Raw genomic sequence first — 14055 nt, 5'->3', positions numbered from 1 at the left:
AGGTCTGCCAAACGCAACTTATCCAAAAACAATCTTCTCCAAACAAAACTAACGGCCCAAAGCCGAACAAAGGGCCGCCCGCAAAGCGGCCTTTCGTGTTATAATGCAATGCCAAGGAAACACGAGACAAATTGCAAGCAATTTGCTCGGGCAGTACGCGTAAATCGCCAAAGGCGCTTTACGCAATCGGTATTTTGCCTCTCGGCAAAAACCTGGTAACGCGGGGTGGAGCAGCCCGGTAGCTCGTCAGGCTCATAACCTGAAGGCCGCAGGTTCAAATCCTGCCCCCGCAACCAAACCTTCCATAAACACAACACGCAAAAAGCCCGCCTCATGGCGGGGTTTTGCGTTTCTGCGGGAACGTCACAACATGCGTTCAGCGAACGGCGCCGGAGTCCGATCCCCCATGTTCAGCTCGTTTCGGGTCAGGAATTCCGCGGGCCGGATCGTCTGCAACGCATTTGCCGCCTCTCTGAAATAGGGAAGCGTTTGCCAGAGCGTGCGGTCGCCGACGATGTAGAAACGGCGCTTGGCGCGCGTCAGCGCCACGTTCAACAGGTTTGGCTTGGATGCGGCCCAGCCGGCCGCTCCGCGATGTTCGGCATCGGCGCCGAGAACCATGAAAACGATATCTTCTTCCTTGCCCTGGAAGGTGTGAACCGTGCCTACCCGTTCCTGAAGCCATTTCTGTAGTTTCGCTGGAGATCCGCGCGCATATCCGTCCTGGTCGATCCAGACCGCATGAGAAAGAGCCCGTCTCAAACCGGTCTTGATCTCCTTGAACGGCGAGATGATGTAGATGTCCGGCAATGCACCGTCCCGGTGATAAGTCGCGGCGAGGAGGTCGACGATGAAGTCTATCTGCTCGGCAACGACCTGTTTGCCTGAGACCTTGCCCTTTACGTCGATCCAGGCGCTGTCGCCATAAAAGGGCGATGCGTCGCCGGCCGGCCGGCGCTCTTCCAGCCCGAAGATCATCTTGTTCCGATAGGCGATCTGATTGGCAAGGCTGAACATCGGATCGATGCAGCGTCGATGCACTCTGAGCGGGCTGCCGATCCAGAGCCCATCTGCCTCCTCGCCCTGAAGCGTCGTTCCGTAGCGATTGGCGGCATCGGCCAGCATCTGCACAGACGCCCTGTTCGGCGAATATTGGCCTGCTGCCGTGTGGGGTGAAAGAGCCGAAGCGCCTGAAATCAGCGCGCTGGGGAGCGTGAAAACCGGTTCGATCTGCAAGGGATCGCCGATCACCATGACGCGACGTGCCCGCATCAACGCACCGACCGCAGCCTGCGGCACCGCCTGGCCGGCTTCATCGATGAAGACCCAGCCGATCGAGCCGGGCCCAAGCCCGCGGAACTGCTTGGCAAAAGACGCGAATGTCGTGGAGACGATCGGAACGATCATGAAAAGGCTCTGCCAGATCGATGCAATGTGCTTGTCATCGACGGGATTGTTGTTGGAAAGCACTTTGGTGACGGCAACGATATTTCCGCCAAAACCTCCGCCCTTCCTGCCGACATCGGCCAACCAAGCTTCATGCAGCGTCAACGCTGCTTCCAGCAATGCCGAACGCAGAGCCGCCAGTTCGTCCTGATGCCAGAGACCGTCGATCTGCACCTGATCCTCATCGAGATCGGTGAGACGCTCCGGTGCGGCGGGATGATCGAGAATTTCCCCCAGCCGCTCGAGTTCCTCTTTTTTCGCAGACCAGATTTTCTGTCGTGACCGCAGTGCCCGTTCGGCCTGGTCATGCTCTCGCAAAGCCCGTTCCAATGTGGGTTTATCGGTTTTCGCAAGCTGATCTTCGCATTCGGCCAGCGCCTTGCGCAGTTCCAGCTGCTTCCGCGCATTGGTGATGACATCCTGGCGATGCTGCCGGGCCGGGTTGGTCGAGAGCACTCTCCTCCATCGCGCAGGGGCGATGCGGTCGAGCAGCTGTTCCTCCTCCTTCAGATAAGACAAACCGTCGGCGATGCGGCGCATTTCGGTCGCCAGCATGTCGCATCGATTCTGCGCATGCAAAACTTCGTCCGCGGCGACAGCCACCCTCTCGAGCGCTTCGCGGCAGAATGCATCCTGCGAAACGGGCGCTATCTCATCACGCAGATCGGCATAGCGCGCATATTGGCTGATCTTTTCGCGAACCATCTCGTCGGCGGCATGAAAAGCCGATGCCGCTTCGGCGAAGCTTGGCCCCTCATAGCTCTTCAACCATTCCCAGATGGTCTGCGGCTTTGCGGCGCCCGACCAGCAGGGCTTCGGTCTTTCGGCGATCTCCATGAAGGCGAAACGTTCTTTGAAGGCCCGGCGGTTCCTGGAATTGCCGAGCGCGCAGGCGATCAACCCCCATGGGCGGTCACCGTCAGGGAGCTTGACGACCGCTCCGTTGTCTTTCTGGCAGGCGATCTTGTGTGCAACCGTCTGCAAATATTGAAAGGAAGACGTGCTCGCGATCGAGCTCCGCTTGGGAAGGTCGCGTGAAATATTCTCCACGGCGGCATTGTTAGAGGAGGCGACGACCATTTCGAATCCGGCAAGGGCTGGGATCAGCGCCGATATGGAGGCCGTGCTCCGATCCGTAAAACCGACACGGCGTGGCGAGCCGTCAAGGGCGTCGCGCGCCGTCGTCAGGGAGGAGAGCACCCGGGCGCGCCGAACGATGTTGTCCGCGAACATGTCACGCAGCAGCGTGGTCTTTCCGGTGCCCGGCGGGCCGTTGACCGAGAATAATCCCGTTTCCGACAGGCCGCCGATCGCCGCATTGATCGCGAACTGTTGCATGAGGCTCATTGCGAGATGAGGCTCGCTCAGCCAGCGTCCACGGTTGAGATTGCCGGGATGCAGCGCCCGAATGATCGCCCGGCGTCCTTCTTCTGAATAAAGGTCGACCCGATTTTCATCTGCCGGCGGGTTGAGGTACCGCCGGAGCGGCTCCGGGACATTGCCCTGCTTGACGCAGATCATCGCCCGTTCGATATCCTCGATAAAGAAGCTGTTCAGAATGCCAATGTCTTCATCAAGGCTGGCACTTTCGTCTTCCTCATCGGCGTTGGGTGCATGATCCTCCTGTTGAGGCGGCAACGAGATGAGCTCGGGTCTTTCCGACCTGTCGCGGTAGCGTATTTCAACGGCGGCGATGGGCTTTTCCTGGCGTGAGGCAAAACCTGCCCAATCGCAGAGCAATTCATGCAGCGCCACGATTTCGCCGGCATCGATCGGCTGATCGGTGGCAGCCTCGAAGGGTGAAGATCCCAGCTGTCGCTGCGCCTGAAAGTTTTGAAGCAATTCCAACAGCTGCCGCTTGCCGTTGGCAAATGCCTCATGGCTGAGCGAGGAGAGACCGGTTTTCCGTACCCGTCCGAGGGCCCACGGAAGCGTCGAGACGGAAAAAGTTTCGAACATCGGCTGTCCGAGCGGAGTAAGCTGCAGGCTGGCAAAGCAGGTATCGCCATCGAGATCGCTGCGTTCGGCATCCTCACACTCGGCGATGTCGACCGCAGCGTTGTCGAAGTGCCTGCGGACGTCGGAGATCTCGGATTTGCCGAAAACGCCGAGGAATAAGGTAAAGCCGGTGATCTGCTTCTCCTCGGGTATGACAGGACGGCTGAGTGCAGCGCTGTCCTGCAAGAGCGTCTCTGCATGCAGCCAGAAAATGGTCCGTCCTTCGCCGGAGACGAGGCGACTGGAGAGATCATAAGGTATGAAAAACTCGATCTTATGCCAGAAATCGAGAATGGCCAGAAGCCGTTCCCGTTCTGCCCTGTCCGCATCGATCTGCATGACGTCTCGCTGAGGAGTGCAAAATAGGCTCACGCCTCTTTAGCAGCGATTGCAGCTCAAAATCAAAGAGCATGGTATGATGCGCCTGATCGGGTGCATTTCAACAGCCGCGCAGGTGCGCCAGTGCAGACGCCGCGCCTTCTTCATCTTGCTGGTGCCCGCTGTTCCAGCGCACGAGGGTCTCTGGACGATATCAGCCTCTGCGATGCGCTGCCTCGGCGACCGACCGGACACGTTCGAGCGCAGCGCTGGCCTTGCAGAGATCACGGCCCGGCATAAGCAGCCGGGAATGCGAGGCTTTTGCCAGGAGTGACCGGGTTGAGTCACAACTTGCCAGTCTCGTAATCATCAGGGGCGGGCGAAAAAATATTACAATTTGTACTGAAATATTACATTTACTGAATTATCTATAGTGGGAGCAAATATAACCTCGGAGTATAAGGGTGAGCAAAAATACAACCGATACGTAGTATCTTGTTGTTTCTCGCTCCCTAAAACTAATCACTTTGGGCCATTTCCTTCCTTCTCAATCCGTATTAACATAATTAAGAAATGTCTAAAGAAAAAGGCGATGACACAATAAGACCGGCATTTCATACTATCTTATACCTGCCATCGCTTCATGTTGAGTAAAGTGTACCGCTAGGGGAGGCGTATATGTTCATGACCGGTTCAGGAATGGAGAATGCGGACCAGACGAGAAAGTCTAGCCCATCCGGAGATACTATCCTTGTAGTAGCCAAGGCTGATCTGTTTTCAGAATGCATGGTGGAGGCGCTGGCAAAGAAATTTCCAAATTGCGATGTGCCAAGCATAACGAACGCAACTCCGATGCTGGCAAAGGATAGCAGCGATATAAAGCTGGTTTTATTTTACCATATACCTACGCCCGAGTTGCAAGAAGCGCTGCAGGCGGTCAGGGAAAATCATCCGGAAACCTCGATCGGACTTGTCGTCGAAGCCATCGACATGATGGAGCCCTATGTCAGCCGTTTGGTCGAGGCACGGATCATCGACGGCGTCCTGCCGCTTAATCTTCGGCTTGATGTCTTCATGGCCGCGGTGGATCTGCTGATGAAGGGCGGGGAGCATTTTCCCTCGGCGCTTCTCAACCGCCTCACCAATAAGGGGACCCAACTGGAGCCCTCACTTTATCAGACCAAGTCGGTTGATGCCGCCCGCAACAATGCGCTCAAGCTGAGACGCGACAGCATCTCCGCCTTGACGACCCGGGAGGTTCAGATCCTGGATCTCATCTGCAAGGGGACGCAGAACAAGATTATTGCCGACAAGCTGCATCTTTCCGAAAACACGGTGAAGGTTCACGTCCGCAACATCTATAAGAAGATGAACGTGCGAAACCGTACGGAAGCAGCGTCTCGCTTCTTCAATGACCATCCGGTCGGCGATGACGACATGTCCAGCCGGTGGCGCAACTGATCGATAGCGCCGCGTTTTTCAGGCGCGCAAAGAACGCTATCACACTTTAAGTTGCGCTTGAGTCTATTCTTAAATCGATTCCGATTTAATGAATATGCAGCAGCGCTTTTGCTTCAGGTCGAGCGACGGGCAAAGCAGCGCGACTTCTGTCCGAAGCCGCTTGGAGAGCAGATATAGGGCGCGGACCCGTGATAGGCGACGATGCGGGCTCGTGCCGCGCCAGGCCGAGCCGTTCGATTTTCCGGGTAGGTGTAAGCCTTCGTAGCGGGTCGCGTCTCGACGACGACAACATTCTTTTTCGCGATAGCGGCCATGTCGTCGTCAACGACCGCACAAGCCGTCGCTCCGATCGCAAGAAGCGTCACTCCCCCCGCAAGCATCGCAAAATGAAATGGACGCCAGCCTTTCGACTGGGATGTGGCGCGATTTTTGAACATGCCAAATCCCTCTCATAGGACACTTCCGGATGCAAGACCGGTGGCGCAGCCCTGCGAAGCCGACCTCTCCTTCTTCTATCCCATCTTTATTGAGCAAAGTTTGAGCAACGGCGTGTTTCCCGTTTTACGTGAAAAAATAGGTAAAATGATTAATCATTTGTTACTCTGAAGAACAACTGCGTAATTATTTGGGATATTTTATGTCTTTTGAAGTTGACCTCGATAACAATCGCCTTATCATTTCAATAGTAAATGAGTTAACTGAAGAATAACCTCGAGCTTATTCATGTATTTGTACTCAATTGCATGAATATCCATCCGAGTAGGGTAAGACGTAAGCCGCGTAAATAATACAAAGACTAAAGCGTGGGGAGGAGTTTGTAATGCGTATTTTCGTTCCCGGCGAAGGCTATTCGGAAGTAAAGAACATAGCGGTGCTCAGGAATCTGGGCACCGCTCTTGTAAATGGTGGAGCCGGCTTTCTTGGCTCGCATCTCTGCGAAAGGCTTCTGCTAAGCGGCCACAGCGTCATATGCCTCGACAACTTTTCCACCGGCCGCCGTGCAAATGTCGAGCATCTCGCATCGAACCCCCGCTTTCGCATCATCGAGCACGATGTGCGTCAGCCCTTCGATATCGAAGCGTCGCTGATCTTCAACTTCGCCTCTCCTGCCTCTCCGCCCGACTATCAACGGGATCCGGTGGGCACCTTGCTTACCAGCGTACTCGGCGCCGTCAACACCTTGGATTGTGCGCGCAAGACCGGCGCGATCGTCGTTCAGTCGTCGACGTCGGAAGTCTATGGCGACCCGACCCAGAGCCCGCAACGCGAATCCTATTGCGGCAATGTCAACTCCATCGGGCCGCGAGCCTGCTACGATGAGGGAAAACGCAGTGCCGAAACCCTGTTTTTCGACTACCACAGGACCTACGGCGTCGACATAAAGGTCGGCCGCATCTTCAACACCTACGGGCCCCGCATGCGCGCCGATGACGGGCGGGTAGTCTCCAACTTCATCGTGCAGGCCCTGCGCAACGCCGACCTGACCATCTACGGCGACGGCCAGCAGACTCGCTCTTTCTGCTATGTCGATGATCTCATCGAAGGTTTTCTGCACTTCTCGGCAGCCGGCAGCGCATGCCACGGTCCGATCAATCTCGGCAACCCGGGCGAGTTCACCGTTCGACGCCTGGCGGAAATCGTCCGGGACCTCACAAATTCGCGTTCCCGCATCGTTCACCTTCCGGCTGTCGTCGACGATCCACGCCAGCGGCGGCCGGATATCTCACGGGCGATGACGGAACTGGCATGGCAGCCTCATATCGAGCTCGAAGCCGGCCTGGCGCGCACCGTCGAATATTTCGACGGCCTGCTTGCCGGGACGGAACAGGCGGAGGCCGTATGAGATGCCTCGCTATATACTCGTCACCGGCGGCGCCGGTTTCATAGGCAGTCATATCTGCAAAACGCTGTCGCGCGCCGGGATGATCCCGGTTACCTACGACAATCTCTCGACCGGACATGCCGACAGCGTCCGCTGGGGCCCGCTCGTCCGCGGGGAACTCGGCGACGCCGCTGCGCTGCGCCGGACGATGGCCGAATTTTCGCCCGATTGCGTCATCCATTGCAGCGCCAATGCCTATGTCGGCGAATCCGTCGACATGCCGCGGAAATATTACCGCAACAATGTCGTCGGCAGTCTCACGCTGCTCGAGGCCTGTCTCGACCAGGAAATCGACAAGATCGTTTTTTCCAGCAGTTGCGCCACCTATGGCGTTCCCGCCGCGTTGCCGATACGGGAGGAAAGTCTGCAGCAGCCGGTCAATCCTTATGGCCGCACCAAGCTGATCTTCGAGATGGCGCTCGAGGATTTTGCCGCTGCCTATGGCATCCGCTTCGCTGCCTTGCGTTATTTCAACGCGGCCGGCGCCGATCCGGAGGGTGAGCTTGCCGAGCGTCACGAGCCCGAGACACATCTTATCCCCCGCGCCCTTCTTGCTGCCGCCGGCAGACTGGACCGGCTCGATGTCTTCGGAACCGATTATGCGACCGAGGACGGAACCTGCGTTCGCGACTATATCCATGTCAGCGATCTCGCCCAGGCACATTTGGCCGCCGTCAACCACCTGATCGCAGACGGCGCCTCGCTCAGCGTCAATCTTGGTTCAGGCCGTGGCACGTCAGTGCGCGAGATCATTGACGCGGTCTATCGCGCCAGCGGCCGCGAAGTCCCCGTCCGTTATCGCGCCCGCCGCCCCGGCGATCCGCCAATCCTCTTTGCCAACACGGCAAGGGCGAAGGCGGAGCTCGGCTTCACGCCCACACTCTCGGATATCGATACGATCATCCGCACTGCCGGCCCGACCTTCGGGCTGGAGGTGACCGCATGAGCCTGATTTCGGACTTCGGTTACCGGGTCAAGACGGCGAAAGCTGCTGCGGACCCATTCAACCCCGTGTTCACAGGGTGGAATCGTGTCGCCTATGGTTTCGGTATCCTCTGCTGGCTGGCGGCGCTCGGCTATTTCTGGAGCTGGTGGTGTCAGTCCGCCCACATCATTTCCTGGTCAGCCTTCGTGCTCGTCACCGTCGTGCTTGCCTGGATCACGCTTGTCCCCGCCTATTTCATCCTGATCTTCCTCGATGCGAGAACGATCGGTTCGCGCGCCCGGCTGCCGGAAGGACGCGTGGCGATGGTCGTCACCAAGGCGCCGTCCGAACCTTTTGCCGTCGTCCGAGCCACGCTTCAGGCGATGCTCGATCAGACTGGTGTCGAGTTCGACGTCTGGCTAGCCGACGAGGATCCGTCCGCGGAAACCAGACGCTGGTGCGCCGAGCACGGCGTGCTGATCTCGACGAGGAAGGGCGTGGCGGAGTATCACCGCACGACCTGGCCGCGCCGGACGCGGTGCAAGGAAGGCAATCTTGCTTATTTCTACGACCATTTCGGCTATGCGCGTTACGATTTCGTCGCCCAGTTCGATGCTGATCATGTGCCGACACCGACATATCTCCGTGAAGTCCTGCGCCCTTTCGCCGATCCTGCCGTTGGCTATGTTTCCGCACCCAGCATCTGTGATGCGAATGCCGCGGCGAGTTGGGTCGCGCGCGGCAGGCTCTACGCAGAGGCAAGTCTGCACGGCTCGCTGCAGACCGGTTACAACAATGGTTGGGCGCCCCTTTGCATCGGCTCCCACTATGCGGTCCGCACATCAGCCCTTCGCCAGATCGGGGGCCTTGGCCCCGAGCTTGCCGAAGATCATTCGACGACGCTGATGATGAACGCCGGCGGCTGGCGCGGCGTCCACGCGATCGATGCGATCGCTCATGGCGACGGCCCGGCGAATTTCGTCGATCTCGCCGTGCAGGAATTCCAATGGTCGCGCAGCCTCGTCACCATCCTGCTGCAATATTCCCGCCGCTACGTCATCAATCTGCCCTGGCGGCTGAAATTCCAGTTCGTCTTTTCGCAGCTGTGGTATCCGCTCTTTTCCGCCATCATGGCAGTGATGTTCCTGCTGCCGGTTGCCGCCTTGCTGACGGGCCAGGTCTTCGTCAACGTGACCTATCCGGATTTTCTGCTGCATTTCGCGCCGATGTCGATCGTGCTGATGCTCTTTGCTTTCTTCTGGCGGGCCACGGGAACCTTCCGGCCGCACGACGCTAAACTGTTTGGCTGGGAAGGGCTCGCCTTCGTCTTTCTGCGCTGGCCATGGTCGCTGGCCGGCAGCCTGGCGGCCATTCGCGACCATTTCTCCGGTTCTTTCGTCGACTTTCGCATCACCCCGAAGGGAAGGCAGCAGCAGCAGTCTTTGCCGCTGCGCGTCGTTGCGCCCTATATTGCTCTCGCGGGCCTTTGTGCCGCGGCCATGGCGCTCGCCGACGAGGCCGCTGCCGCTCAGGGCTTTTATCTTTTCGCTGCGATGAACCTCGCGCTCTATCTGTCGCTAACCGTGCTGATCGTCGTTCGTCATGCGATCGAGAACGGCCTGCCGCTGCTGCCGCAATCGCGCGGCCTCTGGCTTGCGACGGCTACGGGTTTGGCGATCTGTGTCACCGGCGGCATACAGGCCGGCAGCCATGGGCTGCGCAGTCTCGAGGCGCTTTCCCACGGCCAGACGCTCATCAGTTTCAGCCAATCGCAATTTGCCGTGGCCGGTGCTGGCCTCGGCGGCAAAACCCGGATCGTGAAGTTCCGCATCAGATGGAACGGATTCGGAAGCACGGGACGGAACGAACAAGGTGTGTGAGCCGGCGGCACCGGCCGATGAGAGGAGATGCAATGCGTATCGGGTCGAGACTGTATGGAGTAGTCGTTGCTCTCAGCCTGTGTTTGCCGTTGGCAGCGCAGGGTGCCGAGGCCGCCAAGACCGAGGCGCCGACGCCGCTCAGCGCCTATGAGCTTTACCGGATCTACGGTGACAGGACCTGGACCTGGGACACAGGCGGAGGCCGGTTCTTCGATGATGGCCGGCGGTTCGTCGCCTGGGTGAATGATAAGGGAAAGCAGTCCTTCGCCGAAGGCAGGTGGGTGGTCGACGATTTCGGTCAGCTCTGCATGCGCGCGACCTGGACGAACGCCGAGGGAGCAGCGCGCGCCAGCACCTGTTTCGGTCATCGCAAGATCGGCAACACGATCTACCAGCGCCGCCAGCCGGACGGCAATTGGTACATCTTCCGCCATTCTTCTGTGCGCCAGGATGACGAATTCCGCAAACTCGTCTCCGCAGATACCGTCAGCGCCAAGGCGTATGACCTGAAGCAGTTTCTGCTGAATCAGGAAATAGCCCGAAAAGGAGGGTGAGCCATGAAGAAGCTGACGAAAAATCACCTCTCGACCGCCGCGATCGCGCTGCTGCTGTTGTGCGTCGCGGAGTTGCCGGGCCGAAGCGAGGCGCAATATGCGGGCATTGCGCCGAACCCGGCGGCGAGCGCGCGGACGATCATCGACAAACGCCCGGTCGTTCACGCCGACGGCATCAAGTTCGGTGCCTACGACCCACATGGGGATTTCGGCGCCCAGGCCAATGTCTCGACCGAAGCCCTGTTCCTGCCTTGGGAAGACGTTGACCTGGAGACGCTGCGCGTTGCGGATGCCTATGCGTTGGCCAGGGGCCGCAACCTGCTGATAACGGTGGAGCCTTGGTCCTGGGACGTTGAACGGCGGCTGACTTCTGGCGAGCTTCGCGCAAAGGTTCTGCGCGGCGACTACGATGTCAACATGCGGGCGATCGCGCAGATGATATCCCAGCTGAAAAGCCCCGTGATCATCCGCTGGGGACAGGAAATGGAAGACAAATCCGGGCGGTTTTCGTGGGCCGGCTGGAACCCGCAAGACTTCATCGCCGCCTACAGACGCATGATGGACATCGTTCGCGACGAGGCGCCCGGCACCGAGACAATGTGGTCGCCGAAGGGTGTGCCCGGCCTGCAGGACTATTATCCCGGCGACGATTATGTCGATCTTATCGGGCTCTCGGTTTTCGGGCTGGAGCGCTACGACGAGCTTGCCTACAACAAGCACCGGACCTTCTCAGAAGCGCTGAAGCAGGGCTATGATCTTGTCGCCGGCTATGGAAAGCCCATCTGGGTCGCAGAGCTCGGCTACGAAGGCGGCGACGCCTATATGGGGCCGTGGATCGAAACCGCGACGTTGAAACAGAGCGCCTTCCCGAACCTTCAGGAAGTGGTCTATTTCAATGATCAGGAGGTGCATGCCTGGCCGTTCAATCTCGGCCGGCCTGACTGGCGCGTGGTGAAAAGCCTGGCCGCTAACTAAGCGCCATGTCGCGCATGCCGCGGTTTGCGAGGGCGAGGTTGGAAGAAGCAAGCTGAAGCACGCAATCAAGGTCCACACGCGCTTCAGCCGTGCGTCAGAGAAGCCCGCGGGCGTCTGCGGGCCCTCCTTTCATATCGGGCAAGCGATCATCCCTTAAGCGTTGCCTTACCCTCTTCGACGAGCCGGGTCGCTGCGTCGGCGGGCGAAGTCCGCTCGAAGGCGAGTTCGTCGCAGATCGGGCGCAGCACGCGTTGGTCGAATTGGGTCGCACCCATCGGCACCGGCGGCGGATATTCACCGACCTGATCCTTGAGCATGTTGACGTATTTGACCGTTTCCTGCTCTGTCGGGTTGAGCTGCGGCAGAATGGCTTCACGCACGGCTGGCGACATCGGCACGCCGCGCTCAACGCCGAGAATCTTGCCGGCTTCGATGTCGTTGACGAAGAAGTCGATGAATTTCGCGGCCGCTTCGCCATGCTTTGTGGTCGCGCCGATACTCCAGATCAGCGCCGGGCGATAATAATGTCCGGAAGGGCCGCCCTTCTTTTCGCGCGGCAGCATGGTGATGCCGAGTTTGTTCTTGATGATCAGCTGATAGCCGATCATCTGGTTGGAATAGGCCATGCCGATCACCGATTTGCCGAGACCGAGGCAATTGGTGTCAATGGTGTTCTGATCGAGCGTCTGGACGTCGGCGGCAACGGTGCCCCCCGCCTTGCGCAGCTTCTCCCAATAGTCGAACCACTCCCTGGCATCATCGGCCGCGAAGCCGAGCCCGACGCTTTCCTTGGCAAAGACGCTTTTGCCGCGCTGGCGCAGCCACGCGTCGAACACATAGTTGTAACGCGCCCCATAGGGGCCACCGCCCTTGCCCGAGGACTTGGCGAGTTCTACGGCAAGCTTGGCATATTCATCCCAGGTAAGATCTGTCGTCGGCAGCGGAATGCCCGCCTTTTCGAATTCGACCGTGTCGAAGAACATCGAAAACGAGTTGAGGCCGAGGCCGACGCCATAGAGTTTGCCGTCGACGGTGGTCAGTTTCAGCATGTCGGGGCCGAAGCTGTTGACCTTCAGCGTCGAAGGGACGAATTCGTCGAGCGGCAGGCAGGCGCCGCGCTTGGAATAATCGGAGATTGTTCCCGGCTCGAGCTGCAAAACGTCCGGAATGGCCCGGCCGGCCATCTGCGTGGCGAGCTTCGTCCAGTAGCCTTCGCCGGAAAGCGATTCGCCGACGATCGTGACGCCGGGTGTCTTCGACTGATAGAGCTTGGCGACATCGAGCGTGCGTTTGGCACGGTCGTTGGATCCCCACCACATGGCGCGCAGCTGCGCCTCCTCGGCAAAGGCCGGGATAGCGCTTCCCGCGCCAAAGGCAAAGCCGGCGGCGGCGCCGGCCGAACTCACTAGGAATGAACGGCGATTGAGATGCATCATATTCCTCCTTGTTCCCAATATGTCCTCTGCCATCCTCCAACGGCGTGTCGGGACACTCGCCGGATAGAGTAAGCAAAAATATTTCTATTGCAAGAATTAATCAATATCTTGCAAATTTGCATTATTTGCATAATGTTTGCTGTATGAACGAGCATAAAACGAAGCGGCCGCGCCAGGCCGACATAGCCACTCTGGCCGGCGTCTCCGTCTCCACGGTGTCGCGCGTGCTTGCCAATGAGCCGGGCATCAGCGAAAGCGTCCGCCGTCATATCTTGAAGGTTGCGGCTGACCACGGTTATCCCGTCAGGCCTACCGCCGAGGCCGTTGCCGGCGGGCTGGCGCTCATCGCCAGCGATGGCATCACGGGCGGGCTCAGCGTCTTCTACGAAGCGATCGTCGACGGCTTGCGCACTGGAGCCGCCGAGGCGGGAATGCCATTTGAAATTCGCCTAGCCCGCGAGGATCGTATCACGCCGGATGCCGTACGTGATTATATGCGGGCTGCGGAGGCCGAGGGCCTCTTTCTCGTCGGTATCGATCCCAACGAAGCCTTGCGCGACTGGCTGCAGGCCAGCACAACACCGACCGTGCTTGTCAACGGCACTGATCCCAGGATGCAGTTCGACGGTGTTTCTCCGGCTAACTTCTTTGGTGCCTACGAAGCCACCAGTCGGCTGACAAGCGCTGGCCACCGCCGCATCCTGCATCTGAGCGGTTCTCACCGCCATACGATTCGGGAACGCATTCGCGGCTTCGAGGCGGCGATCGCCGCCGTCCCCGGCGCCGAAGGGAGATTCATTTCGCTGGCGCTCCAGGGCAGCGCAAGCCGCGAGGCTCATGAAAGCACGGCGGCGGTCCTTGCCGAGAATGCCGGCTTCACAGCGGCTTTCTGCATGAATGATTTCATTGCCGTTGGCGTTCTCGAAGCTGTCACTGAGGCCGGCCTGCGGGTGCCGGAGGATTTCGCGATCATCGGCTTTGATGATCTGCCCTGCGCATTGATGACCAATCCGCGGCTTTCCACCATGCGCGTCGATCGTGCCGCTCTCGGGCGGGAAGCCGTATCCCTGATGCTGTCCCGGTTCCGCAACAGGACAGCGGCTGCGCGCCAGATCTGCCAGGCGGTCGTTCCCGTTTCGGGGGGGACCGTTGCCAATGCCGAGAACCAGTAAGAGGTGTC

General features: G+C 59.0%; 10 protein-coding genes and 1 tRNA gene. 8 read left to right on the top strand and 3 right to left on the bottom strand.

Translation table 11 applies throughout. From position 1 onward, the window contains the following. Nucleotides 1-219 precede the first annotated feature (219 nt). Nucleotides 220-296 (top strand) — tRNA-Met (locus tag PH551_RS05255). Nucleotides 297-363: 67 nt separating this feature from the next. Here the strand turns inward: PH551_RS05255 and PH551_RS05250 are convergent. Continuing rightward, entirely contained in the window at nt 364-3783 is a 3420-nt protein-coding gene (locus PH551_RS05250) for a DEAD/DEAH box helicase (protein WP_285192117.1), read from the bottom strand. Between the two features lie 657 nt (nt 3784-4440). Between PH551_RS05250 and PH551_RS05245 the strand changes: the two genes are divergently transcribed. Next, nucleotides 4441-5223 carry a helix-turn-helix transcriptional regulator gene (locus PH551_RS05245; RefSeq protein ID WP_085776469.1) on the top strand — a complete coding sequence of 261 codons (783 nt, stop codon included), beginning with the start codon at nt 4441-4443 and terminating at the stop codon, nt 5221-5223. Nucleotides 5224-5336: 113 nt separating this feature from the next. Here the strand turns inward: PH551_RS05245 and PH551_RS05240 are convergent, their stop codons facing one another. Then, nucleotides 5337-5660, bottom strand: a complete 324-nt coding sequence (locus PH551_RS05240) for a hypothetical protein (RefSeq protein WP_285192116.1) — start codon at nt 5658-5660, stop codon at nt 5337-5339. A gap of 383 nt (nt 5661-6043) precedes the next feature. Between PH551_RS05240 and PH551_RS05235 the strand changes: the two genes are divergently transcribed. Genes PH551_RS05235 through PH551_RS05215 form a run of 5 tightly spaced genes read left to right on the top strand, consistent with a single transcriptional unit; the run spans nt 6044 to nt 11439 of the window. Further along, nucleotides 6044-7066: a UDP-glucuronic acid decarboxylase family protein gene (locus PH551_RS05235; RefSeq protein ID WP_285192115.1), complete on the top strand. Its 1023-nt coding sequence runs from the start codon at nt 6044-6046 to the stop codon at nt 7064-7066. Nucleotide 7067: 1 nt separating this feature from the next. Continuing rightward, nucleotides 7068-8051 carry a UDP-glucose 4-epimerase GalE gene (galE, locus tag PH551_RS05230; protein WP_285192114.1) on the top strand — a complete coding sequence of 328 codons (984 nt, stop codon included), beginning with the start codon at nt 7068-7070 and terminating at the stop codon, nt 8049-8051. Continuing rightward, a complete protein-coding gene (locus PH551_RS05225) occupies nt 8048-9910 on the top strand; it encodes a glycosyltransferase family 2 protein (protein ID WP_285192113.1) in 1863 nt (620 codons plus the stop codon). The genes galE and PH551_RS05225 overlap by 4 nt, the downstream gene beginning before the upstream one ends. Before the next feature lie 32 nt (nt 9911-9942). Continuing rightward, complete coding sequence (locus tag PH551_RS05220) at nt 9943-10464, top strand: DUF995 domain-containing protein (RefSeq protein ID WP_285192112.1); 522 nt, start codon at nt 9943-9945, stop codon at nt 10462-10464. Between the two features lie 3 nt (nt 10465-10467). Beyond that, entirely contained in the window at nt 10468-11439 is a 972-nt protein-coding gene (locus PH551_RS05215; protein ID WP_285192111.1) for a glycoside hydrolase family 26 protein, read from the top strand. 146 nt (nt 11440-11585) lie between these two features. On the opposite strand, the gene PH551_RS05210 is transcribed toward PH551_RS05215, so the two are convergent. Beyond that, on the bottom strand, nt 11586-12872 hold the full coding sequence (locus tag PH551_RS05210; RefSeq protein WP_097600484.1) for an ABC transporter substrate-binding protein: 1287 nt from the start codon (nt 12870-12872) through the stop codon (nt 11586-11588). Nucleotides 12873-13018: 146 nt separating this feature from the next. Between PH551_RS05210 and PH551_RS05205 the strand changes: the two genes are divergently transcribed. Next, nucleotides 13019-14047: a LacI family DNA-binding transcriptional regulator gene (locus PH551_RS05205; RefSeq protein WP_285192110.1), complete on the top strand. Its 1029-nt coding sequence runs from the start codon at nt 13019-13021 to the stop codon at nt 14045-14047. The last annotated feature ends 8 nt before the right edge of the window (nt 14048-14055 follow it).

Origin of the sequence: Rhizobium atlanticum (assembly GCF_030182485.1) — a bacterium.
Lineage (GTDB): Bacteria > Pseudomonadota > Alphaproteobacteria > Rhizobiales > Rhizobiaceae > Rhizobium.
The sequence above is the reverse complement of the archived record's forward strand: the minus strand, read 5'-3'. Positions and strand labels throughout refer to the sequence as shown.